A 22,109-nucleotide genomic window follows, 5' to 3' on the forward strand; every position below is an offset into this window, starting at 1 on the left:
CATGCCCACCGCCCCGAAGCCGATCGCCCTCCCCGTCACCGCCGTCACCTGCCTGGAGGACCGCGCCCACGTCGAACGGTCCGCCGTGCTCGACCTGCAACCCGGCGTCCAGCGGCTGCGGCTGGGTCCGGTCAGCGCGCTGGCCGTCGACCGCACGCTCCACGCCGAGCTGACCACCGGTCACCCCGCGACCGTGCTCGACGCGCGGATCGTCCGCGAGTGGACGCCGCGCGGCCCGCTGCCGTCCCCCGACGACGACTCCGCTCTCCGCCACCGCGTGCACGCCCTCGAAGAGGAACGCCTCACCGTCGAGCGGCGACGCGACCGGCTGCGGTCCCGTCTCGACCTGCTCGGCCGGCTCGCCGCCGACCTGCTGCGGGAGATCGGCGAAGGCGCCGGCTACGGGGAGACCGAAGGGCACCGCTGGACTCGCGAACTCGACCGGGTGGACGCCGAGCGCGACACCTGCGGCGAGCAACTCCGCGCCGCCGAGGCACGGCTGACCGCCCTCGCCGTCGAACTCGGGGAGGCGCAGCGGGCCATGAACCTCGCGGAGACGGAACCCGCCGAGCTGGTAGGACACATCGAGCTGACGGTGGAGGCCGCCGTCGCCGGTCCGGTGGGGCTGCGTCTGACCCACCTCACTCCCTGCGCGCTGTGGCGGCCCGCCTACCGTGCCGTCCTCGACGGCGACTCCCTGACGCTGGAGACCGACGCGATGGTGTGGCAGCGCACCGGCGAGGACTGGTCGGACGTACGGCTGACGCTGTCGACGGCCCGGTCCGCGCTGGCCGCCGAACCGCCGCGGCTGCGCGAGGACCGGCTGACGCTGAAGGACCGCACCGCGGAGGAGCGCCGCACGGTCGAGGTCGAGCTGCGCGAGCAGGAGATCGGGGACCTCGGGCCGGCCCCCGTGCTGGGCCTGCCCGGGGTCGACGACGGCGGCGAGACACGGGTGCTCAACGCCCCGGCGCCGGTCTCGGTGCCCGCCGACGGCCGCGCCCACCGCGTGCCGCTCTCCGCCTTCACCACGGGCGCGAACAGCGAGTACGCCTGCGCACCCGAGCTGTCCCCCCTGGTCACCCGGGTGGCACGGTTCGACAACCGGTCCGGCCACGCCCTGCTCGCCGGGCCCGTGGACCTGGTCCGCGGCAGCGGATTCACCGGCCGCGGCACGCTGGACTTCACCGCCCCGGGCGCCCCGGTCGAGCTGGCCTTCGGCAGCTGCGACGACTACCGGGTGGTCCGGCACGCGGAGGAGTCCCACGCCTCCCCCGGCCTGACCCAGCGGACCGTGACCACCCACACGGTCCGGCTGCACCTCTCCCGTTTCTCCGCCCCCGCGGAACAGGCCGGACAAACGGTTGCCGTACAGGAACGCATCCCGGTCTCCGAGGTCTCGGCGGTGGAGGTACGGCTGCGCGAGGAAGCCTGCTCCCCCGTGCCCGACACGCTCGACGCGGAGGGCATCGCCCGCTGGAACGTCGTCCTGCCTCCCGGTGGCCGCCGCACGGTCACCCTGGTCTACGAGGTGTCGGCGAGCGCGAAGGTGGCCGGCCTGTGAGGTGTGGGCGCCGCCCACCGCGAAACAGGTGAGTTGCGGACGGACGGGAGACGAACCACTCCCGGCTCCGCCCCGTCGCACGCCACGGAGTCTCCCGACCGGCGTTCCCTCGCCACCGGCGACCTCATGGCCTTCCCCGGCCGGTCACCGAACAGCTCGTCGCGGACCGGTTCGACACGCTCTCGCCTTCCTCTTCACCGGCCTCGCCCCCACCCCACCCCGGCCGACGCCGCCGCACCACCGGGCTGCGCAACGGTCACCCGGGGCCCTGACCGGGACCGCGACGCGGCGCATCCGACGAGAGGGGCCGACGCCCGCGGAGCGGGCTGATCCTGGCGTGCGCCGGAAGCGTCGGCCCCGTACCGCCGTCGGTACGGGGCCGGTCGCTCCGGTGCGGGCGTGACCGCGGGCCGGACACCGATCACTCTGCCGGACGTTACGTTGCAACACCGTTGCACGGTCCCGGATTCGCGGCAGGCCGCGCGGTTCCGTCGTGCGGGTGGTCCACGGCGGTGAGGCCGTCGCCGTGCCCGGCCTGCTCGGAGACTGGTCCGGGGCGGGCACGCACCGGGTGCGGCTGTTCGACGCGCCCGGTCAGGTGGCCGCCGACATGGTCACCGTGACCCCTCCGGGCATCCCCGTGCTCATGCCCGGCGAGAGCATCGGCGCATCCGACGGCCCGCTGCTGCGGTACCTGTCCGCCCTGGAGTCCTTCGACCGCCGTTTCCCCGGATTCGGCAGCGAGACTCACGGCGTGACCAAACTCCTGGGCGGAAACCGACTCCTGCTCACCCCCGTGTGCGCCGAACCCGCCTTCGAGCAGGACGCCGACATCACGTACCCGGACCGCGCGCTGCGGCTGTTCCCCGCCATGTGGCCGATGACCGCGGTGCCCGTGCTCGGTTTCGCCGCGGTCACCGTGCCGGTGCACATCGACGAGGGCCTCCCGTTCAGCGCCCGGTTGATCGGCGGCCGCTTCGAGGAGGACCTCGTGCTCGACGCCGCCCAGGCCATCGAGGACCGGGCCGGGGTGCCGCCGCTCTGGACGTGATCCGGCCCCTCGTCGGCGTCACCGCGGCGGTCCGCACCCCTGCGGCGCGGCCCGTCGTCGGCTTACCCCCGGCGGTCCGCACCCCTGCGGCCCACACCGCGGAGTCCGACCGGTACGCGGGGGCCCGCGTGGGTACTCCGGTCCCATGGCCGGCATCGAACTCCTCAGCGGTGCGTTCAACGACCACGCCGTTCCCGCACGCGGGTACGCCTACGAAGGAGACGGCGAATCGCCTCCGCCGGCATGGAGCGGCATCCCGGACGAGGCGACCGGGCTCGTGCTGTCGTGCGAAGACCCCGACGCGCCGTCGGGCACGTTCGCGCACCGGGTGGTGGTCGGCATCGATCCCCGGAGCGAGGGCACGGAGGCGGCGGGGGAAGCGGGCAAGAGCCCGCCCGCCGGCACCGAACTCGTCAACGGCCACGGCGAACGGGGCCGCGGTGGACCACATCCACCGCAGCTCGGCGACGAGGGGCACCGGTACTTCTTACGCCTCTACGCGCTCGGCGAGCCGTGCGTCCTGCCCGAAGCACCCAGCGCCGACCAGGCCCACCAGGCCGTCGACGACAAGCAACTCGCGAGCGGCACCATCACGGCCCTCCGCCGGCGCTGAGCGACGAGCGGCGCCCACGGCAGGTGACATGTCCCCTTGCCGTGGGCGCCTCGACCCGTCCGTCACCATGAGCCCCGCTCACGCCTGAGTCGGCGCACGACGACGAGGAGATCGGCCGCCGCCAGGCACGCCAGTACCCCGCACACGACGGCGAGGACGATCAGCGGGCCGCGTCCCGGGCTGTCCCCCGGGCCCGAGTCGACGGCCCACACCGCGAAGAGGACCGCCGACACGACGAAGACCGGCACGAAGACGCCCGAGAGGATCAGCCGCAGTCCGAGCGGGCTCCGTGCGGTGGCCGGTTCGGTGCCGGTCCTCGGGAAGCGGCGGCCCGAGCGTGCGCGTCGCGCCCGTTGCTCGCCGTGGCGTCCAGGGTTCGAAGCGCCCATGACGTGTCTCCGCATTGCTCGGGTCTCGCCGGACCGGTCACGTCTCCTCCCGCGCGGGTTCCGTCCGCACGGCCGTGCGGGACTCCCGCGCGTCGCGCAGTCGGTCGTCGCACCAGCGCCTGGCCGTCTCGGCGACGTGTTCCAGGGCGCCGGGTTCTTCGAACAGGTGCGTGGCCTCCGGTACGACGTGCAGGGCGTGCGGGCAGCGCAGCCGCCGGGCCGCTTCCTGGTTCAGCGCCAGCACGTTGTGGTCCCGCCCGCCGACGAGGAGCAGTACCGGGACCGTCACCTGCTCCAGGGCGTCGCCCGCGAGATCGGGCCGCCCGCCGCGGGACACCACGGTCAGTACGCGGTCCGGTCGCTCGGCCGCGGCCACCAGCGCAGCGGCGGCGCCCGTACTGGCACCGAACAGCACGACGGGGAGGCCGCGGGTGTCGGGCTGGGTGTCCAGCCAGTCGACCGTGGCCACGAGCCGTCGGCCCAGGAGCGCGATGTCGAACCGGTGCTCGGCGGTCAACGCGTCGTGCCGCTCCTCCCGTTCGCCGAGCAGATCCATCAGCAGCGTGCCCATCCCGGCGGTGCGCAGTTCGGCGGCCACCATCCGGTTGCGCGGACTGTGCCGGGAACTGCCGCTGCCGTGCGCGAAGAGCACCACGCCCCGCACCGGTGCCGTCACGACCAGGTCACCGGAGAGCGTGACGTCAGCGGTGGGCACCAGAACCATGTCGGAGATCATCGGTATCAGCCTCTTCCCCGTCGGCCGATCGTGCGGATCGCTACGACCCGGATGTCCCCCACCGCGTACCCACCCTGTCGGCGGGAATCCCCTCACGCGTGCGGCTCGGCTCGGTCACCGGTCGGGGGCGTACCGGTAGCGGAGCAGGACGCCGACGCCGTCGGCCGAGGGGACGCGGTCGGGTGGCGGCACGACCAGTTCGGCCCCGGTGCCGTGGGCGGCGTACAGCAGGGCCGCGTCGGCCGGTTCCTCCCGCGGCGAGGTCACGCCGAACGCCTCCAGGTCCGAGGCGGACAGGGCGATCTGCGACGGCTCCGAGCCGAGCCACACGCGCGCGGGCAGCCGGGCCCGGCGGGTGAGCAGCAGGGCGCCGGCCCGTCCCCGTCGCAGGGCGGAGACGGCCGCCGCCAGCCCTTCCGACCTGTGGGGGTGCCGGGCACGCTGGGCCAGGAAGTCCTCCAGTTGCCGCTCGTCCGCCGCGCTCAGACACCCTTCCAGCACCCGGCCCACGTGCTCCTCGAGGAAGGCCGCGCCGACGGCCTCGGGGGTGGTGAGGGAGTCGTCGTCCACCACTGTCACCCGGCTGCGCAGATGGGCGGGGAAGCGGTTGACCAGTACGCCCGACATCCGGACGTCGCCCGGGTGCCGGCACAGCACGATCGACTCGGCGCGGTGCTGCTCGGCGAGGTCGCCCAGCTCCCGGGCGATCCGCGGGGCGGTGCGCTGCCATGCCTCGGCCGGCACCTGGTGACTCAGCCGTTCGTGGGGCGTGACCCTCCCGGTGGGCCATCGCCCGGCCACCGAGACGGCCAGCACATGGTCGCCGGGGACGTCGTTCTGGTCCGCCGCACCTTCCGCACCCGCCGCGGCCCAGGGCCGCTCGCCCGAGCGGGTGAGGGCGACGGCCAGGTACGGGATGTCGGGGGTGCGCTGTACGGCGAGGGGCTCCACGTCGGGCAGGCCGTCGAGCCGGGCCGTGTCCCGCGTGGGCGGCTCGGGCAGCTCCGCCACGAGGACCAGGTGTCCGTGCGCGGCGAAGAGTGCCTGCCCGTGGCGGCCGGGCAGAGCGCGGTCCGTCCCCACGGCCCCGGCCAGGGCGGTGACGGTGGCGGGGTCTGCTCCCTGGTGGAGCAGGGCATCGGTCTGATGCCGCCGGCGACGGTCGATCGCCGCGTCGGGATCGTCGGTGTCCCGGGAGGTGTCGACATAGACGCTGGCCCAGGGGCCGGGTTCGAGGAAGAGGGGATCGAGAAAGGAGAGCTTCATCGCGCTGCTCCTGGGCGAGGTCCGTGGTGGCCGTCGCGGTGAGGTCCCGCGACGTCCCGTACGGGCACGCCGGCCCGCGACGTGCCGCACAGACACGGGTACCCCGAGCGACGTACGGATCGTCGCCGTTTGGGCGCCGACCGGGAGGAAACCCCGGAACAGGAGAGATGACGAGCACGCGCACGCCCGTGCGCACGCGGAGCGGTGCGCGGCAGGCCAGTTGCCGCCCGCCGGTACCCCGGGTATCGAGGGTGCGCATCGGCTCCGGCCCGGTGAGGCCGCGGCAGCGTCGGGGCCGGCTCCCCTGCTCCCTCGGCCGCGGAGGTGACGCAGTCGTAGGGGCAGAGGGACGGACCCGAACGGACCGGATCCGCGGAAGGCAGGTAGCAGGTCATGCGATTCCAGGACCGTCGACAGGCCGGACAGCGACTCGCCGCCCGGCTGCGGGAGTGGTCGGCCGGCGGTGCTCTCGTCGATCCCCTCGTCCTGGCCCTCCCCCGCGGAGGCGTCCCGGTGGCCGCCGAGGTCGCCCGGGCTCTCGGGGCGCCGCTCGACGTCCTCGTGGCCCGGAAGATCTGTGTCCCCGGGCATCCGGAGACCGGCATCGGCGCGATCGTCGGTGATGATCCGCCCCTGTTCGACCTGCGCGCGGTGGAGATGCTGGGCCTGAGCGAGGACCAGCTCGGCGCGGACGTGGCCCGCGAACGCACCGAACTGCGCCGCCGGGAACGGCTGTACCGCGGAGACCGGTCCGCCCCGCGCATCGAGGGCAGGACCGTCATCGTCGTCGACGACGGGCTCGCGACCGGCGCCACGGCGCGTGCGGCTCTGCGCCACCTGCGCCGGCGGGGGCCCGCGCGGCTGATCCTCGCCGTCCCGGTCGGCGCGCCCGAGTCGGCGGCCGAGATGCGCTCGGAGGCCGACGACGTCATCTGCCTCCACCAGCCACCGGATTTCCGGGCGGTCGGCCTGTGGTACGCCGATTTCGACCAGGTCGGCGACGAGGAGGTCGTCCGCACCCTGCACGGACACAGCGCCGCCGCGGGCAGGGGCTGAGCGAAAGGAGCCCGGGTCGATGGAGCGCGGAAAGACGGACGACGGCGAGGCGCAGCGACGCCGGCCGGACCAGGCCCGGTCCTTCATGGGCCGTGGGCCGTTCACCGAGGCCCATGAGCTGGTCTTCCAGGTGTTGACCCGCCTGCAGCGGGAACACCGGGGCGGGGCCGCGCACCTGGAGGAGGTGGCGAGCGCCTCGGGCCTGCCTCCCGAGGAGACCTCCGAACTGCTGCACGACCTGGTGACGGTCCACGGCCTCGCCACCGAACTGGCCGGCTCCGACTCGCCGGACATGGGCCCCCGGTTCGAGGTGAAGCCGCGGATGTGACGCCGAATGGTGGCTCGGGAGCGTGTGAGGCCACCGCCAGGTCGACACCCTCGACGGCACGGGCGCCCGCCGCTCCGTCAACCGGCACGACGTCCCGCGCCTGGCCAAGGGCAACAGCCGCGGCTGTTTCGCTCTCGGGCGACCTCAACACGGTGACGGTGACGGGAAGTTCGTCCACCGCCCTCGTCGACCACCTGACCGTCACCCTCACCCGAGGGCACGCACAAGACGCGTACGTACAAGGCGGACGAGGCCGACGAGGCCGACGAGGCCGACGAGGCCGACGAGGCGGACGAGGCGGACGAGGCCAAGCCGGCAGGCACGGCCGCGCCGCCCTGCTCCCTCGGCCACCGCCGGCACGGCGATCACCGGCATCGGCGGCGAGGCACGGCTACGGCAACACCGCCACGTTGACATCACCGCCGACCGGACCGGCCTGTCCGCGCTGCGCGTCCGGTGCGCCGACGCCGGGCAGGCCGGGACCACCCACTGCCTCCCCGGCCCGGCCGGGAGACGCTGAGGTAGGTGACCACGGCGGTCGTCGGCGATGCGACGCGCACGGCCGGCGTCTCACCCCTGCGAGGCCGGGCCGAACCAGGTGGTCAGGGCGGTCCGGAGGGTGGCGGTGTCGGGCGCGCCACCCGCGGCGGCCGCCCAGGCGACGTGGCCGTCGGGGCGAATGAGGAGCGCGGCGGGAGCGGGGATGTCACCGCCGGCCGGGACGGGCCAGTGGTCGTCCTCGCTCCGAGCCTCGACCAGGTCGACGCGGTCGGTCCAGCCCTCGACGGCCGTCGCCACCTCGGTGCTGCCGCGCAGGTCGAGCAGTACGGGGCGGGCGGTGTGCAGCAGTTCGTGGACGCCGGTGGTGCCGTCCGGCGTCTTGAGGTCGGCGTCCGGGACCCGGCGGCCCGCCAGTGGGTGGTCGCAGCCGACCGGGTACCTGATGTCCAGTGCGGTGAGCATGCCGCGCAGGTACCGGTTGACGTCGTCGAAGACGATGAGGGAGCCGACCACGTCGCGCAGCGCGTCCATCTGGACACCGGGGCGGGCCAGGGCCGCCTGAGCCCGGGTGTTGTGCAGGACGCGCTCCCCGACGGGGTGGCGCTCGGCGTGGTAGGTGTCCAGCAAGCTCTCCGGCGCCCGGCCGCGCACCACCGAGGCGAGCTTCCAGCCGAGGTTGACCGCGTCCTGCACTCCCAGGTTCAGGCCCTGCCCGCCGGCCGGGAAGTGGATGTGCGCCGCGTCGCCCGCGAGCAGCACCCGGCCGTCCCGGTACTGGGCTGCCTGCCGTGCGGCATCGCCGAACCGGGAGATCCACCGGGGGTTGCGCATGCCGAAGTCGGTGCCGGCGAGCCTCACCAGGGACTCCCGGAGCTGCTCGAACGTCGCGGGCTCGTCGCGGTCCGCGACACGGTCGTACTCGGATGTGATCACCCGGTGCCAGCCCGCTTCGAAGGCGATCGCCGAGAAGTCGCCGCCCTGACAGCGTCGTGCCCAGACGTACTCCTCGGGCAGGTCGGGCAGTTCGACGTCGCCGATCAGGGCGGTCATCGTCGCCGGCGTGCCGGGGAAGTCGATGCCCGACAGTTTGCGCACCGTGCTGCGCCCGCCGTCGCAGCCCACGAGGTAGCGGGCGCGCAGCTGGGCGGGCGCCGCGTCCGCCGTACCCAACTCGACCTCCACACCGGCCTCGTCCTGACGGATCCCGCTCACCCCGGACGACCAGCGCACCCGCACGCCCAGCTCGGCGGCCCACTCCTCCAGCAGCCGCTCGATGGCGGACTGCAGGATCATCAGCGGGTAGGGGTGCCTGGACTCGGACTCGTCGAAGTCCAGCCAGAGCCCGGAGAAGTGGCCCACCGGCTGCGGTTCGCCGACCGCCAGGAAGCGGTCCAGGACCCCGCGCTGGTCCAGTACCTCCAGGGTGCGCGAGTGCATCCCGCCGGCTCGCGACTCCCCCGTCCGCTCCGCGAGCCGTTCGACCACCATCACGTCGGCGCCCGCCAGCCGCAGTTCGCAGGCGAGCATCAGGCCCGTCGGCCCGGCGCCCGCGATCACCACGTCCGTGTCCATGCCGGTGTCTCCCACGTCGGATTCCCCCGCTCCCCTGCGCGTCGAACGCCGTTGCGTCACTGCGTCGCATCGCGTCGCGGCCCACTTCCACGTTCACGGAAGTGGATCAGCCGGTCAAGACGACACCGGTGCCGGGACGACGGGGCCGCTGTCGCACCCGCCCGTCCCGCCGGCGGGACAGTCCGCGAGACGCAGGCTCCCCCTGCCGGCGACACGAGTGATCTACGCTGCCGCCGCCGGACCCACCAGTGCGGCACGCAGCCGAGTTCGGACGACTCCCAGGAGCGCGGAATGACGACACGGAAGAGTGCGAGAACCGGCCTGGTCGGTCTGGCGACGGTCGCGATGGCGGCCACCGCCTTCACGGCTCCCGCCCAGGCGTCGCGGGACAACACTCCCGCGGCAGCCGACCACCGGGCGACCCAGCGCGCGATGGACGCGGCCGTGCGGGCCGGTGTCCCCGGCATCACCGCCCAGGTCCGGGACGGCGACGGAGTCTGGAAGTCCGCATCGGGCGTGGGCAACCTGGAGACGGGGGCGCCGCGAGGCAAGAACGACCGGTTCCGCGTCGGCAGCATCACCAACACGTTCGTGGCGACCGTCCTGCTCCAGATGGAGGCGGAGAAGCGACTCAGTCTCGACGACACCGTGGACAGACATCTGCCCGGCCTGGTGAGAGGCAACGGCAACGACGGCAACCGGATGACTGTACGGCAGCTCCTCAACCACACCACCGGCCTGTACGACTACCTCGCCGACGCGGTGTACATCGAGACGTACATGGCGGGCGACGGCTACCTCCAGCACCGGTACGACACCCTGACGCCCGAGAAGCGCCTGACGGTGGCCCTCTCCCACGAGCCGCTGTTCGAGCCCGGTGCCAGGCACTGGTTCTCCCACACCAACGACATCCTGGCCGCGCTGATCATCGAGAGGATCGGTGGCAAGTCGTACGAGGACGAGGTGCGCGACCGCATCATCGAGCCCCTGGGGCTCAAGGCGACGTCCCACCCCGGCACCAGCGTCCACCTCCCTCGGCCGAGCGGCCGCGGCTACGCCAGACTGTTCCCGTCGGCACCGGACCGGATCGACGATGTCACCGAGATGAACGGGTCGCAGGGCTGGGGCGACGGCGACATGATCTCCAGCGCGGATGATCTGAACCGGTTCTACCGGGCCCTGCTGCGAGGGAAGTTGCTGCCACCACGGCAGCTGAAGGCGATGACGACGACCGTCGACAACCCCGATTTCCCGGGCTCGGCCTACGGGCTCGGCATCGAACGGTTCACGACGAGCTGCGGCACCACCTTCTGGTACCACGACGGCGGCATGCTGGGGTGGCTCACCTTGGCCGCCACCACCGAGGACGGCCGCCACCAGATCACGTTCAACTACAACAGCAGCTGGGGAGCGGAGACCGTCCTTCCCATCCTGAACGCCGAGTACTGCGACACGCCTTCCCTCTGACGCTGGGGCAGGCATCGAAGACGCCCCCGCCTCGACACCAGGACGCCGGCCCGCACCCCCCGTGCGGGCCTCGGCGCTCCGTCTCCCCATAACGCCTGGCACGCATTTCGAAATCCAGCGGATCAGCACCGCCACACCCGCCGGCCCAACAGCCGACAGGAGTCGAACAATTCCGTCGACCGGGTTTGCAGGACTTCCCCCGAGGGGCACCTCACCACAACGGGATGTCCCGCCGACAGGACAGCAATGCGGAATGCGTCGGCGCTTTGGCATTACATGTGATGTGCGGCTAGCCTTCGACGACTTGGCCCCGCGCTCTGTCCACTGACCACTGACCACTGAGGGGTGTGATTTCCGGGTGTTCGTTCCCAGTCACTACCGTGAACCGGACGGTTCATGGATGGCCGACCTGATCCGCGGCAATCCGTTGGCGCTGGCGGTCATCAACGGAAGCGCCGATCTCGGCCCGTTCGCCACGCACCTTCCCGTGATTCCGGATCACCGGACGACCGGCGAATGGCCGGACGACCTGGCGGGTGCCACCCTGTTCGGGCACATGAACAGGGCCAATCCCCACTGGCGGGCGCTCCAGACGGGGGACGTCGTTCTCCTGGCCTTCACGGGGCCGCACGCGTACGTCTCACCGTCGGTCTACGAGGTGACGCCGGCCGCTCCGACGTGGAACTTCACCTCCGTGCATGTGCGCGGCGTGGTGGAGAAGATCGATTCACTCGAGGAAACACTCGAGGTCGTGCGGGCCACCGCACGGTCCTTCGAGGACCGTTTCGGGGCCGACTGGGACCAGTCGGAATCGATCGAATACTTCCGCAGGATAGTTCCTGCCGTCGGCGCGTTCCGGATTTCGGTGACCGGCGCCGAGGGGATGTTCAAACTGAGCCAGGAACAGCCCGCCGAGGTCCGCGAGCGAGTGCAGAAGTCGTTCAGCGGCAGCGAGTGCGGTCGGCATCGCGAGACCGCCGAACTCATGGGCCGACTGCCGCAGACGGGGCCCTGAACGACGGGACGCGAACCTCACCGGTCAGGAGGTGCGAGGCCGTCGGCCACCCGGACGGCATCCCGGCGGGGCCCGGCTCCGGACGGAGTCGGGCCCGCGACCCGCTCTTCCTGGTCAGCCCGTGAGGCAGCGCTGTTGGCCCGCCCCTGCAATGCCGCTTCCCGCCTGTTCCTGGAGCTTCTCCAGAATCTGTTCGGCCGCGCTGTCCAGGGTGTCGAGGACCCACTGCTCCAGCTCCACCCCGGACCGTGCCGCCGCCTTGTGCCACCACTGGAGCCGGCTGTCCGGCACGGCGAGCCGTCGCGTCGCCTCGGCCGTCCGCTGCGCTTCCGGCACTTCGGCCCCGCGTGCGAGACGCATGGCCGTACGCAACTGCTTGGTGCTCCACCCCTGCCGCTCGGCCTGGTCGAGCCATTGCTCCTGCTCCTCGGCCGGCAGGGAAGCGATTTCGGCATGGTGCTGGAAGCTCAGTGCGGGGCGTCGCCGCTTCATGTCGAACCGGCGGGACACCCACGCGTAGTTCCGCAAGGTCTGGTACCGGAGACCGGCGGCACGAACTCCGCGCTCATACCGGTCGCCGTAGTGGTCCTTTCCGTACACCAGCCAGTCGCCGAGCCACCAGGACGAGGAGTTGACGATTCCGGAGAGTTCGCGCCCGGCCGACTCCCAGTTCTCGAAGGTCAGGCCGGCGGGTAACTCCAGACCGACACGCGTCGTGGGGACATGACTCCGCTGTCGGTCTCCTTCGACACCGCCGGCCTCCGGCGGAGCCGTTTCCGCTCTCCTTCGGAATAGCGCAGAATGTGCTGTGCCGGATTTCGACATGAGCAATCCGTCCCCCATTCAACTCGGCTTCACTTCCACTGGTTCGCAGCTGCCGATGCATTTCCCTGACGGCCCGTCCGAGTAGACCTCAACGAAAAGTCCACAGCAAGTACACGGCGCCCCGCCAGTTCATACTTGTCGAAGTCCATACAGCACCGATACGCCCGGGTGCCCATCCGGAAGGGGAAGCTCATGTTCCGGCCTGGGTGGGACGAGGGAAACGTGGCTAGAATTCGACCGACTTCGAGGATCATCGACAGAAGTCAGGAGTTCCCGACCGGCTCCCGGCTCAACGCGATGCAATTCAGCCAATGTACGCTCGCCGGTTGTGCCGCACCAGGATCCGTGCTCGGCTCTGCTGCTGTCGCGCCGATCGGAGTTAGGGGGAATTGCCACATGACCAGTCCCGGCGTAGCCGCGGGTGAGGCATTGCCCGTCGCCACCGGCAGGACAACGTTGGCGGACTTTTCCGACGAGGTCTTCGGCGGTATCCGACGGGTCGACCAACGAAGGTGGGCGCAGGCCTATCTGTCCGGTCTGCTCATCACGCCGGGGAACAAGTCCGTACGCCGCCTGGCGCAGCACGTTTCCACCTCCCCCACCGCCGCCCAGTCGCTCCGCCAGTTCGTGTCCGCCAGTCCCTGGTGCTGGGATTCGGTCATGCGCAAGCTCACCCGCTGGGCCGAGAAGACGTGCACGCCCGCCTCCGCCTGCACGATCCACCGCGTCGTCGTACTCAAGTCCGGCGAGCGATCGGTGGGTGTGCACCGCTACTTCGACCCGGTCACGCGTCGCACCCTCAACTGCCAGCTGGCGGTCGGCGCGTTGCTCTCCTTCGGCTCGGTGCAGGTGCCCGTCGACTGGCGGCTGCACCTGCCCGCGTCATGGACGCAGGAGGCGCAGCCACGCCGGCGCGCACGCATTCCGGACGCCGTGCGGTACCAGCCGCTCGGGGAGCAGATGCTCGATCTCGTGGACGCCCTGACGAGCCGCACGACTCAGCCGTCCGTCCCCCTCGTGACCGACATGAGCGACACCCCCGAGGCGGCTTCCTTCGTGCGCGGGCTCAACCGGCGGGGGCGCGAGTTGGTCGTCGCACTGCCCCCGTATCTGAGGGTGCACCCCGACGAAGAGAGCGCTCCGCGCACCCGCGGACTCGTCGCCGCGGCGGAGTGCGTGTCCTCCGCCCGCGCCGCCGACACCGTCCTGGTCACCGCGGCGGACGAGCGGCAGCGCCACACGCAGGTCCGGTCCGCCCTGGTCCGTCTGCCCGGTGACCGAAAGGCCGGCCCTCCCGACGGCCCCTTCCGTCTCCTCACCGAAGTGACTCCGGACAGTCGCCCCGGACCCGTGTGGATCACCAACGTCACCGACCGGCCCCTCGACGACATCATGTCGTTGGCCACCCTGAGATCGGATGCCGCCGCCTCCATCGACACCATGAAGCGTGACTTCGGCCTCGGTGACTTCGAGGGCCGTTCCTTCCCCGGCTGGTACCACCACGTGGCCCTCGTCTCCGCCGCGTACGCCTACCGGCACCTCGCCGCTCCCCTCCAGCCGGCGCGCCGGGCGGACGAGGCCGGCGGGACCGTGGCTGCGGCTGCGGCTGCGGCTGTGAGGAGACCTTCCGGTGAACTTCGGCACTGGCCTCCCGCATACGAGCGGTAGGGCGATCCGCCGGTGAGTCCGGCCGATCGCCCCGACGCCGACCGGAATCCGGTCGGCGGGGATTCACCGCACTCGCTCCGCGCTTTCGGATTCCGATTCGATTTCCGATTCCGGTCACGCCTGAACGTACTCTCCCCGGCGATGCCGACGTGATGCGGGAAGCACCTCTTGCGGGCGGCGGCTCAACCGGGTGCGGCTGTCCCGTCAACGGGACAGCCGGGCCGGGCGCCCGTATTCGGCGGGGGCCTCAACCCGCCTGGGCCCGCAATTCGAGCGTGCAGCACTTCACACTGCCACCGGCCTTCAGCATCTCGGTCAGGTCGGCTCCGACGGGTGTGTAGCCGCGCTCGCGGAGCTGGGCCGCGAGGCCGACGGCCTGCCGCGGCAGTACGACGTTGCGGCCGTCCGACAGGGCGTTCAGACCGAACACGGCGGCATCTGCCTCGGCGGCCAGGATCGCGTCGGGGAAGCGCTCGGCCAGAATCGCGCGGCTCTGCGGGGAGAACGCCGCCGGGTAGTACATGACTTCTCCCTCCCCGAGCACCGCGAGCGCCGTGTCGAGGTGATACCAGCGCGGGTCGACCAGGGTCAGGCTCACCACGGGGCGGCCGAAGAACTCGCGCACCTCGTCATGGGCGCGCAGGTCGGAGCGGAAGCCGGTGCCGGCCAGGATCTGCCCGTCCGCGTAGAGGAAGTCGCCCTCGCCCTCGTTGACGTACTCGGCCTGCCGGACCTCGGACCAGCCGTCGCGGCGGAACCAGTCGAGGTATGCCTCTGCCTCGTCGACGCGCTGGGCATGCCGGAAGCGGGCGACGAGCACCTTGCCGTCCACCACGATGGCGCCGTTCGCGGCGAACACCATGTCGGGCAGTCCCGGCACCGGCTCGATCAGCCGCACGTCGTGCCCCAGGCCGACGAACATGTCGTGCAGCCGTTTCCACTGGCCCAGAGCGACCTGTGCCGAGGTGGGTCTGCTCGGGTCCATCCACGGATTGATCGAATACGTGACGTCGAAGTGCGTGGGGCGGCACATCAGATAACGCCGCGGCGAGGCGTTTCGGGCGCTGTCCGTGAGCCGTTCCGTGTTTATGTGCGACACCTTGATCCCGTCTTGTCTGCGAAATTCCTGGGACATTGAAGCAATACCCGTACGGAGTCGCGGGCACCACCGCAGACGAAGAACGCGGGGAGGATGCGGTGAACAGCCCGTGCCGGTGGCCGAGTTCATGCGTGGCAATGAGGCTTCCCGTTGTCCCGGCAACAGGACAGTGCCGCGGTTTCGACCATTCGCCGCGGATCGCACGTGCGGCGGGGTCCGCACCCTCGGCGGGCGCGGACCCCGTGAGCCGGTCACGCGAGGGGCGGTTGCCGGTCGGCTTCCTTCAGTACCTGATCGGCGGCGGCGTCCAACGTGGCCATCACCCACTCCCCCAGCTCGGTGCCGGCCTCGGTCGCCGCGGTGTGCCACCACTGGAGGCGACTGTCGGGCACGGCGAGCCGGCGAGTCGTCGCGGCGGCGGCCGTCTGCTCCGGGGTGCCCTCGCGCTGGGCCCGGATGGCGTTGCGCAGTTGCTTCGTGCTCCACTTCATCCGCTCGGCACTGTCGAGCCAGGTCTCCTGTTCGTCGGTGCACAGCGACGCCAGCTCGGCATGGTGCTGGAAGCTGAGCGCGGGCCGTCGCCGGTGCAACTCGAACCGCCGGGAGACCCAGGCGTAGTTGCGCAGCGTCTGGTACTGCAGGCCGGCCGCGTTGATGCCGCGCTCATAGCGGTCCGCGTAGTGGTCCTTGCCGTAGACGAGCCAGTCCCCGAGCCACCAGGACGAGGAGTTGAGCAGCCCGGAGAGCTGACGCCCGGCGCGTTCCCACTCCTCGAAGGCGAGTCCGGTGGGTATGTGCAGTCCCACCTTCGTGGTGAGTACCTGATCGCGCCGTGCCTCCGCCCCGGTGGCTCTTCGCGTTCTGGACACGGCCTCCGTGGTCCTGCCGAACGTGAGCGCCTTGGGATCCTTGCAGTCCTCGACCTGATTCGTCATCACGTCTCCCCGTCAACACGCGTATAACCGGGCGGGTTCGCGGTGGCTCCCCATCGAACACGGAAAGCGTTCACCCATATTCTCCACACGCACACCAAAGGCAGTGGGCACCGCTCGCAGGTGAATACTGCGGACCTGAAAGTACCGGGCATTGCACGGTTTCCGGTTCAGGCCGGGATGGCCAACTGCCGCGCCCCGAGTAGATCCCGACATCGGTGGGAGTTCAAGGATCTTGGCGCCATCGAACACTACTTTGCGGAGTTCGAACACCACTCCGAGTCAATGGTCCAGTCCACTGCCTGCCCTGCTGCACACACGCGCGCAGGGCCGTGGACACCCTGCATCAGCCGTCCCGACACGTCGTGGACACTTCGAGCGTCGCCCCGCCCCGTTGCGCCGGCACCTGGACAGGGCACGCGCGCTCCGCATCCTTGCAGGTCAATCCCTTGGATCCGGGAGAGCCACGCACCACCGCCGACACCAGGGGCGAGGGACCCGCCCCCTGGCGGACCCCGTGGGACCCAGCCGGCGCCCCACCTCCGGTCCCCTCGAGACCGTGTGCCACCACAGGCGCCAGAACAAGCCAGCCAGGCTCAGACTGTGGCACCACACTGGAGCGCGCCCTAGACTCTCTCCCGCAACGCTCAGTAACGTCGGGGGAGTTATTGCTGCATGAACGTGGCTCAATCGGATGCCTCATCGACTGCACGAGACACGACTTACTCCATCGGCTCCGAATTGTCTCTGCATCATTTCAGCAGAACGATCTTCAAGAGCTTACGCCGGACCGATCAGCGCAGATGGGCACACGCCTATCTGAAAGGGCTGCTCGTCACGCCGGGGAAGAAGTCGGTGCGCCGACTCGCCACCGCGATCTCGTGCGACCCGGCCGTCGTGCAGTCACTGCGCCAGTTCGTCAGTCTCAGCCCGTGGGACTTCGACGAGGTCGTGGAGGAACTCACCCGCTGGGTGACGGCCCGTCATCCCGAGCCCGTGTGGTCCATCGGCCGCGCCGTCCTGCCCAAGCGCGGTGACCGGTCGGTGGGTGTGCACCGCTACTTCGACCTGTCCTCGGGCCGCACGCTCAACTGCCAGCTGGGACTGGGCTCCTTCCTGTGCGTGGGCGACACCCAGGTTCCCGTCGACTGGTGCCTGCACCTGTCGAAGGCCTGGACACGGGACTCCGCGCGGCGCAGGGAGGCGCGTATACCGGACTCCGAGCAGTACCAGCCGCTGTGGGCGCACGCGCTCCGGCTCGTCGACCGGTTGTCGGCCCGAACGCGCTCCACGGCCTCGGTCGTCCTCGTCGACATGAGCGACGAACCCGACGTGGGACACCTGTTGCACGGACTCGCCAAGCGCCGGCACGACTTCGTCGTCGCGGTGCCGCCGCACCTGGCCGTGCTGCCCGCCGGCGAGGGCGCCTCGGCAGCGGTGAGCGCGAGGACCCTCGTCTCCGCACAGAGCCCGGAGACGGCCGTCGTCGCCCTGCCCGACGGAGCGCGCCGTGTCACACGCCTGCAGACGTCGCTCGTCCATCTGTCGGGTGGGTCCCCGGGGCGCTGCTCCGGCCCTCCCTACCGGCTGTTCACCGAAGTCGGCCCGGCCCGCGCCCCGGGCCCGCTGTGGCTCACCAGCCTCGCCCACCACTCCCTCGCGGAGATCGGCTCGATCGCCGCGCTGCGGAGCGGGACGACGGCCGTGATCGGTTCCATGGAGCACGACTTCGGCCTGCTGGACTTCGAGGGACGCTCGTTCCCCGGCTGGTATCACCACATGGCCCTCGTCTCCGCCGCGTACACCTACCGGCACCTCCACGAGCTCACCGCTGTGCCGTCCGGCAGCACGGCACAGCGGCTGCCGTAGCGACGCGACACCCGCCCTCCCACCGATCACGGGAGCCGGTTCCGGGTGCGGCCCGCTGCCCCACCGTGCGGGTGGACAACGGAACGCCGGACGACCTGACTTTGGCGTCATCTCATCGCCCGACGCCCTCAGGGGGCCTGGCCGCGTTCCGCCTCCCGTGACCCGGGCGGCGCACGCGTACCCCGGGCCGGTCCACCGCCGGACCGCCTCCTGGAGGCCCTCACCGGGGACGACGTTCCCCCCGGCCGCCCCGCGAGGGCACGGGAGGGGACCTCCCGCACCACGGAAGTGCGCGAACCGCCCACCCGCACGGGGGGCACTTCCCTCTCGGCTGCCGAGGCGACGCCCGCCCATGCGTGACCGATTCCGCTCGCTGTCACACTGAGTTCCCAGGCGGTGCCCGCGCGACCGTCTCGTATTGACACTACTGTGGCACCGCATGGCGTCAGCTTGGAATCACGCCCTGGACCGCGGGGCGACTCCACCGGTTCGCTACCGGCCGGTGACGGAAGGAGCCCGCCCGGTGGGCGACATGAGGCAGACAGCGTCCGGCGTGGTGACGGCGGGTCAGGACCCGCCGCGGCCCCCGGCGGTACGGGCCCGCGCCCCCGGGCCGGGGACGAGACCCCTCCACGAAGCGAGGACCCTCGTTCGGGCCGCCGTACGCACCGGCCCGGCGGCCACAGACATCCCGAAGGCGGCCCGCCATGCCGACGTTCGACACGCCCTCCCCTGTCCGGGTGGTACTCAGCCTGCTGTCCGGCCAGGTCCGGATCGTCGCGAGTGACCGCGCCGAGACGATGGTCGAGGTGTATCCGCGCGACCGCGACGACCAGGACGACGTGCGGACCGCCGAGCGGCTGCGTATCGGTTATGCCGACGGGCTGCTGCGGGTGGACGACCCGGAGCCGGGCGGACACTGCGGCGCGGTCGTGGTGGTGATGGCCGTGCCCACCGGGTCGAGCCTGCACGGCCGGGGTGTGGCGACGGACTTCCTCGGAGTGGGAGAACTGGGCGAGTGCAGACTCCGCACGGGCCTGGGGTGCATCAGGCTCGACCGTACCGGCAGCCTGCGACTGGCCGCCTCCCTCGGTGACATCACGGTCGACCGAGCGGTCGGCACCGTCGAGGCCACGGCGGACCGTGGCGACATCCACCTGGGGCGGGTCGAGGGCATGGTCACGATCAGCGCGAAGGGAGAGGGTGACGCCGCCGTCGGAGAGGTGCGTGGAGTCGCCCGCCTGCATGCCGAGAAGGGTGACGTACGGATCGAGCGGGCGCACGCGGACGTGGAGGCCCGGACGACCCAGGGCGACATCGACATCGGGGAGGTCGTGCGCGGGTCCGTGGTCGCGGCCACCACGTTCGGCGGCATCCGGGTCGGTGTGGCCCGGAGCAGCAGCGCGCGCCTGTCCCTCGACTCCGCCGCGGGCACGGTGTACACGTCCCTCGCACTCCTGGCGGGCGGGGAGCGGGCCGGCGAGGTCGTACGCGTCGCCGGCCGGTCGGTGCCGCGACATCGTGGTGCAGCGATCGGATGTCGCCACGGAATGAGGCCGTGCGCGCCGAGCACCGCGCCCGAGCACGGGGAACGCGAGCACCGCGGACCTTGCACGCGAGCCAAAGCGGTGCCACAATGGCACCAGAGAGGCGCCGTTCTGCGTCACAGTCCGGACGCAAGTTCCCAGTCGCCCCCGAGGCGAAGAGCGGGGCGGCCTTCTTCCCGTCACTGCCGGTAAGCACAAGAGCCGTCGACATCGGAGACCGACGCTCAGCGGCACCACCGGCGAGGTCGGCCACGATCACGGTACCGATGCCGTCCCCGTCGGTTCATCGGTACCGGCCTCACGGGCCCCGGAGAGGAATCCCCCGCTCTCCGGGGCCTGCACTTCTCCACGGGGCAGCCGCACCCACGATGCCGGGCCGCACCGGGCCGGCGATGACGCGGCCCGGCCTGTCGCGACGTCAGGAGGCCGCGCGGATACGGTACTTGATGCGGCCCAGCACATCCCCCATGTCGGCCAGCAGCGCGTGCTCCTCGGCCCTGAGGTAGAAATGTCCACCGGGCAGCACCCGGAGCCGGAAGGCGTCGTGCGTCAGGTCCGCCCAGCCGCGCATCTGCTCCGGGGTCACTTCGGAATCGTCCTCACCGGTGTAGCCGTACACCGGACAGTCGAGCGGGGGCCGGTGGCCACCGGGATAGTCGTCCACCATCCGGTAGTCCGCGCGGACCGCCGGGAGCAGGACCTCCCGCAGGTCGGGTTCCGCGAAGACCGCGGCACGGCTCTCGTCGAAGCGCACGATGTCCGCGACGATCTCCTCGTCGGTGCCGGAGAGCTGCCGCTGGCCGTCCAGCGCATGCGGCGGACGTCTGCCGGACACGAACAGGGCGGCGGGCGGACGCCCCCGCTTCTGGAGGCGCAGGGCCACCTCGTGCGCCACCGAAGCCCCCATGCTGTGTCCGAACAGCACCAGCCGATGCCGCGCCAACTCGCCCAGTGCGTCGGCCACTTCGTCGGCGAGGGCCTCCAGGCCGGCCGGGAACGGATCGCTGAGCCGGTCCTCCCGGCCCGGGTAGCGGACGGCGAGCACACCGACGTCCGACGGCAGTCCCTGGGGCCAGGTGCGGAACGCGCTCGTCCACCCGCCGGCGTGGGCGAAGCAGACGAGCTTCGTCCCGCACCCGTCGTCATCACGGAAGCGGCGCACCCATCGCTCCTCCGCCGGACTCCTCATCGGACATCCGCTTTCCGCGCGCGCCGGGCGACGATCGAGTCGGCGATCTCGCCGCTGCGGACAGCGATGTTCGACAGCAATGAGGAGGTCAGTCCGTGGGTGTGTTCCGTACCGCCCTGAAGATAGATCCCGCACCGCATCTCGGGGTCGGTGACGATGCGGTAGTCCCGCTCCATCCGGTACCGGCCCGCCTCGTCGCGCAGGCAGTGCCGGTCGAGATCGCCGAGCAGGGCTGTGGGCTCCATCCCGTGGTAACCGGTCGCGCAGACGAGAGCGTCGAATTCGAGTTCGCGCACCTCGGCGTCGGGGCCCACCTGAAGGGAGACGCGGGTCTCGACGCCTGCGCGTTTCACCCCGGTGACCCGTGTCAGATTGAGGAACTGAAGGCGTTCGACACCACGGACCTCGTCGTCGTACGACCGGCGGTACAGATCCCGGATCACCTCGTCGTCGACGACGGAGTAGTTCGTGTTGCGGTGGTACCGCCAGAACGCCTCCCGCGTCTGGTCGGTGCCGAAGTAGTAGTCGTCGACGGCCCCGGGATCGAAGATCTGATTGGCGAAGGGGGTGTCGTCCGCGACGGAATAGCCGTAGGACGGGATGACCGCCGACACCTGGGCGTGCGGCAGCTCGTCGTACAGGAACCTGGTGATCTCGGCGGCGCTCTGGCCCGCGCCGACCACCGCCACCCGTCGCAGTTCCGCGGGGTTCATCCGGCGGAACTTCTCCAGGAACTCAGAGCTGTGCCAGACCCGTTCGTCCCGTTCGGTTCCCTCGGGCATGCTCGGCACCAGACCCGTCGAGACCACCACGTTGCGTGCCTCCACCACACGACCGGCCCGGCCGGCGGCGTCCGCCACCTCCAGCCGCAGACGGTCCGACAGCTCGGGAGCGGCACCCGGCAGCAGTCGGATCGACGTCACGTCCGAGCCGTAGGCGATGCGATCGGCCACCCGTGCCTGCGCCCACTCGAGGTACTGGTGGAACTCCTGGCGCGTGGGGAAGAAGTCCTGGTTGTTGACGAACTGCGGGAGCCGCCCCGACGCGTGCAGAAAGGCGACGAAGCTGAAACTGGACGTCGGATTGCGGAAGGTGGCCAGGTCCTTCAGAAAGGAGATCTGCATGGTCGCCGACGGCAGCAGCATGTTGCGGTGCCAGCCGAACGTGGGCTGACGCTCGAAGAAGAGGGAACTGATCTCGTTCCCCTGGTCGTGCGCCCGGCCGTTCTCTCCCCCATTCGCCCGGCCATTGTCCCGGTACTCTTCCAGGGCTATGGCGAGCGACAGGTTGGACGGACCGAAACCGATTCCGACCACGTCGTAGATCTCGTGTTCACGATCACTCATAGAAAATTCTCCCGCTGGCATGGCTGGACGATGCGCTGCCCGCATCTTCGACCGGCAATACTCCGCTCCCAGAAGG

19 protein-coding genes are annotated in these 22,109 nt (G+C 71.2%); 10 read left to right on the plus strand and 9 right to left on the minus strand.

Features of this window, described 5'->3' with window-relative positions; all coding sequences use genetic code 11:
• Window position 1: 1 nt before the first annotated feature.
• The 3 genes from BM536_RS17480 to BM536_RS17490 all read left to right on the plus strand — a co-directional run bounded on the left by BM536_RS17480 (window position 2) and on the right by BM536_RS17490 (window position 3,228).
• A complete protein-coding gene (locus BM536_RS17480) occupies window positions 2-1,564 on the plus strand; it encodes a mucoidy inhibitor MuiA family protein (RefSeq protein WP_094103164.1) in 1,563 nt (520 codons plus the stop codon).
• Window positions 1,565-2,057: 493 nt separating this feature from the next.
• Window positions 2,058-2,615: an Orn/Lys/Arg family decarboxylase gene (locus BM536_RS45210; protein ID WP_483883507.1), complete on the plus strand. Its 558-nt coding sequence runs from the start codon at window positions 2,058-2,060 to the stop codon at window positions 2,613-2,615.
• A gap of 145 nt (window positions 2,616-2,760) precedes the next feature.
• Window positions 2,761-3,228, plus strand: coding sequence for a YbhB/YbcL family Raf kinase inhibitor-like protein (locus BM536_RS17490; protein ID WP_073492149.1), 468 nt, complete (start codon window positions 2,761-2,763; stop codon window positions 3,226-3,228).
• A gap of 62 nt (window positions 3,229-3,290) precedes the next feature.
• On the opposite strand, the gene BM536_RS17495 is transcribed toward BM536_RS17490, so the two are convergent.
• From BM536_RS17495 to BM536_RS17505, 3 genes are all read right to left on the minus strand, one after another.
• A complete protein-coding gene (locus tag BM536_RS17495) occupies window positions 3,291-3,617 on the minus strand; it encodes a DUF6343 family protein (RefSeq protein WP_211362902.1) in 327 nt (108 codons plus the stop codon).
• Window positions 3,618-3,654: 37 nt separating this feature from the next.
• Complete coding sequence (locus tag BM536_RS17500; protein WP_094103165.1) at window positions 3,655-4,353, minus strand: dienelactone hydrolase family protein; 699 nt, start codon at window positions 4,351-4,353, stop codon at window positions 3,655-3,657.
• A gap of 114 nt (window positions 4,354-4,467) precedes the next feature.
• Window positions 4,468-5,619 carry a baeRF2 domain-containing protein gene (locus tag BM536_RS17505; RefSeq protein ID WP_094103166.1) on the minus strand — a complete coding sequence of 384 codons (1,152 nt, stop codon included), beginning with the start codon at window positions 5,617-5,619 and terminating at the stop codon, window positions 4,468-4,470.
• Between the two features lie 393 nt (window positions 5,620-6,012).
• On the opposite strand from BM536_RS17505, the gene BM536_RS17510 reads away from it, so the two are divergent.
• On the plus strand, window positions 6,013-6,675 hold the full coding sequence (locus BM536_RS17510) for a phosphoribosyltransferase (protein ID WP_094103167.1): 663 nt from the start codon (window positions 6,013-6,015) through the stop codon (window positions 6,673-6,675).
• A gap of 19 nt (window positions 6,676-6,694) precedes the next feature.
• A complete protein-coding gene (locus tag BM536_RS17515) occupies window positions 6,695-7,003 on the plus strand; it encodes a hypothetical protein (protein WP_073492147.1) in 309 nt (102 codons plus the stop codon).
• A 570-nt stretch (window positions 7,004-7,573) separates the two neighbouring features.
• Here BM536_RS17515 and BM536_RS17520 read toward each other — a convergent pair.
• Entirely contained in the window at window positions 7,574-9,091 is a 1,518-nt protein-coding gene (locus tag BM536_RS17520) for an FAD-dependent monooxygenase (protein WP_245873589.1), read from the minus strand.
• Window positions 9,092-9,367: 276 nt separating this feature from the next.
• Between BM536_RS17520 and BM536_RS17525 the strand changes: the two genes are divergently transcribed.
• Both BM536_RS17525 and BM536_RS17530 read left to right on the plus strand, forming a co-directional pair.
• Complete coding sequence (locus BM536_RS17525; RefSeq protein ID WP_073492146.1) at window positions 9,368-10,543, plus strand: serine hydrolase domain-containing protein; 1,176 nt, start codon at window positions 9,368-9,370, stop codon at window positions 10,541-10,543.
• 358 nt (window positions 10,544-10,901) lie between these two features.
• Complete coding sequence (locus BM536_RS17530; RefSeq protein ID WP_073492145.1) at window positions 10,902-11,558, plus strand: FMN-binding negative transcriptional regulator; 657 nt, start codon at window positions 10,902-10,904, stop codon at window positions 11,556-11,558.
• A 114-nt stretch (window positions 11,559-11,672) separates the two neighbouring features.
• Here the strand turns inward: BM536_RS17530 and BM536_RS17535 are convergent, their stop codons facing one another.
• Window positions 11,673-12,383 carry an LmbU family transcriptional regulator gene (locus tag BM536_RS17535; protein ID WP_079274943.1) on the minus strand — a complete coding sequence of 237 codons (711 nt, stop codon included), beginning with the start codon at window positions 12,381-12,383 and terminating at the stop codon, window positions 11,673-11,675.
• 396 nt (window positions 12,384-12,779) lie between these two features.
• Between BM536_RS17535 and BM536_RS17540 the strand changes: the two genes are divergently transcribed.
• Window positions 12,780-14,051, plus strand: coding sequence for an IS701 family transposase (locus BM536_RS17540; protein WP_158086533.1), 1,272 nt, complete (start codon window positions 12,780-12,782; stop codon window positions 14,049-14,051).
• A gap of 247 nt (window positions 14,052-14,298) precedes the next feature.
• On the opposite strand, the gene ddaH is transcribed toward BM536_RS17540, so the two are convergent.
• Together ddaH and BM536_RS17550 are read right to left on the minus strand one after the other, a co-directional pair.
• Complete coding sequence (ddaH, locus tag BM536_RS17545; RefSeq protein ID WP_425444650.1) at window positions 14,299-15,141, minus strand: dimethylargininase; 843 nt, start codon at window positions 15,139-15,141, stop codon at window positions 14,299-14,301.
• 260 nt (window positions 15,142-15,401) lie between these two features.
• The gene (locus BM536_RS17550) at window positions 15,402-16,085 is read right to left on the minus strand and encodes an LmbU family transcriptional regulator (RefSeq protein ID WP_170109931.1); all 684 of its coding nucleotides are present in this window, start codon (window positions 16,083-16,085) and stop codon (window positions 15,402-15,404) included.
• A gap of 672 nt (window positions 16,086-16,757) precedes the next feature.
• Between BM536_RS17550 and BM536_RS17555 the strand changes: the two genes are divergently transcribed.
• A complete protein-coding gene (locus tag BM536_RS17555) occupies window positions 16,758-17,951 on the plus strand; it encodes an IS701 family transposase (RefSeq protein WP_073492142.1) in 1,194 nt (397 codons plus the stop codon).
• 707 nt (window positions 17,952-18,658) lie between these two features.
• Window positions 18,659-19,690 (plus strand): DUF4097 family beta strand repeat-containing protein, encoded by a 1,032-nt coding sequence (locus BM536_RS17560; protein WP_094103168.1) that lies wholly within the window; start codon window positions 18,659-18,661, stop codon window positions 19,688-19,690.
• A gap of 226 nt (window positions 19,691-19,916) precedes the next feature.
• On the opposite strand, the gene BM536_RS17565 is transcribed toward BM536_RS17560, so the two are convergent.
• Window positions 19,917-20,660, minus strand: a complete 744-nt coding sequence (locus BM536_RS17565; RefSeq protein WP_211362903.1) for a thioesterase II family protein — start codon at window positions 20,658-20,660, stop codon at window positions 19,917-19,919.
• Window positions 20,661-20,683: 23 nt separating this feature from the next.
• Complete coding sequence (locus tag BM536_RS17570) at window positions 20,684-22,054, minus strand: lysine N(6)-hydroxylase/L-ornithine N(5)-oxygenase family protein (RefSeq protein ID WP_245873596.1); 1,371 nt, start codon at window positions 22,052-22,054, stop codon at window positions 20,684-20,686.
• Between the last annotated feature and the right edge of the window lie 55 nt (window positions 22,055-22,109).

The organism is Streptomyces phaeoluteigriseus (assembly GCF_001896135.2).
Classification (GTDB): domain Bacteria; phylum Actinomycetota; class Actinomycetes; order Streptomycetales; family Streptomycetaceae; genus Streptomyces; species Streptomyces phaeoluteigriseus.

Excerpts from the sequence above, each read along its gene's own strand:
- BM536_RS17480 (WP_094103164.1), top strand. The coding sequence starts at position 2 with ATGCCCACCGCCCCGAAGCCGATCGCCCTCCCCGTCACCGCCGTCACC.
- BM536_RS17490 (WP_073492149.1), top strand. The coding sequence starts at position 2,761 with ATGGCCGGCATCGAACTCCTCAGCGGTGCGTTCAACGACCACGCCGTT.
- BM536_RS17495 (WP_211362902.1), bottom strand. The coding sequence starts at position 3,617 with ATGGGCGCTTCGAACCCTGGACGCCACGGCGAGCAACGGGCGCGACGC.
- BM536_RS17500 (WP_094103165.1), bottom strand. The coding sequence starts at position 4,353 with ATGATCTCCGACATGGTTCTGGTGCCCACCGCTGACGTCACGCTCTCC.
- BM536_RS17505 (WP_094103166.1), bottom strand. The coding sequence starts at position 5,619 with ATGAAGCTCTCCTTTCTCGATCCCCTCTTCCTCGAACCCGGCCCCTGG.
- BM536_RS17510 (WP_094103167.1), top strand. The coding sequence starts at position 6,013 with ATGCGATTCCAGGACCGTCGACAGGCCGGACAGCGACTCGCCGCCCGG.
- BM536_RS17515 (WP_073492147.1), top strand. The coding sequence starts at position 6,695 with ATGGAGCGCGGAAAGACGGACGACGGCGAGGCGCAGCGACGCCGGCCG.
- BM536_RS17525 (WP_073492146.1), top strand. The coding sequence starts at position 9,368 with ATGACGACACGGAAGAGTGCGAGAACCGGCCTGGTCGGTCTGGCGACG.
- BM536_RS17535 (WP_079274943.1), bottom strand. The coding sequence starts at position 12,383 with ATGTCGAAATCCGGCACAGCACATTCTGCGCTATTCCGAAGGAGAGCG.
- BM536_RS17540 (WP_158086533.1), top strand. The coding sequence starts at position 12,780 with ATGACCAGTCCCGGCGTAGCCGCGGGTGAGGCATTGCCCGTCGCCACC.
- BM536_RS17550 (WP_170109931.1), bottom strand. The coding sequence starts at position 16,085 with ATGACGAATCAGGTCGAGGACTGCAAGGATCCCAAGGCGCTCACGTTC.
- BM536_RS17555 (WP_073492142.1), top strand. The coding sequence starts at position 16,758 with ATGAACGTGGCTCAATCGGATGCCTCATCGACTGCACGAGACACGACT.
- BM536_RS17560 (WP_094103168.1), top strand. The coding sequence starts at position 18,659 with ATGCCGACGTTCGACACGCCCTCCCCTGTCCGGGTGGTACTCAGCCTG.
- BM536_RS17570 (WP_245873596.1), bottom strand. The coding sequence starts at position 22,054 with ATGCCAGCGGGAGAATTTTCTATGAGTGATCGTGAACACGAGATCTAC.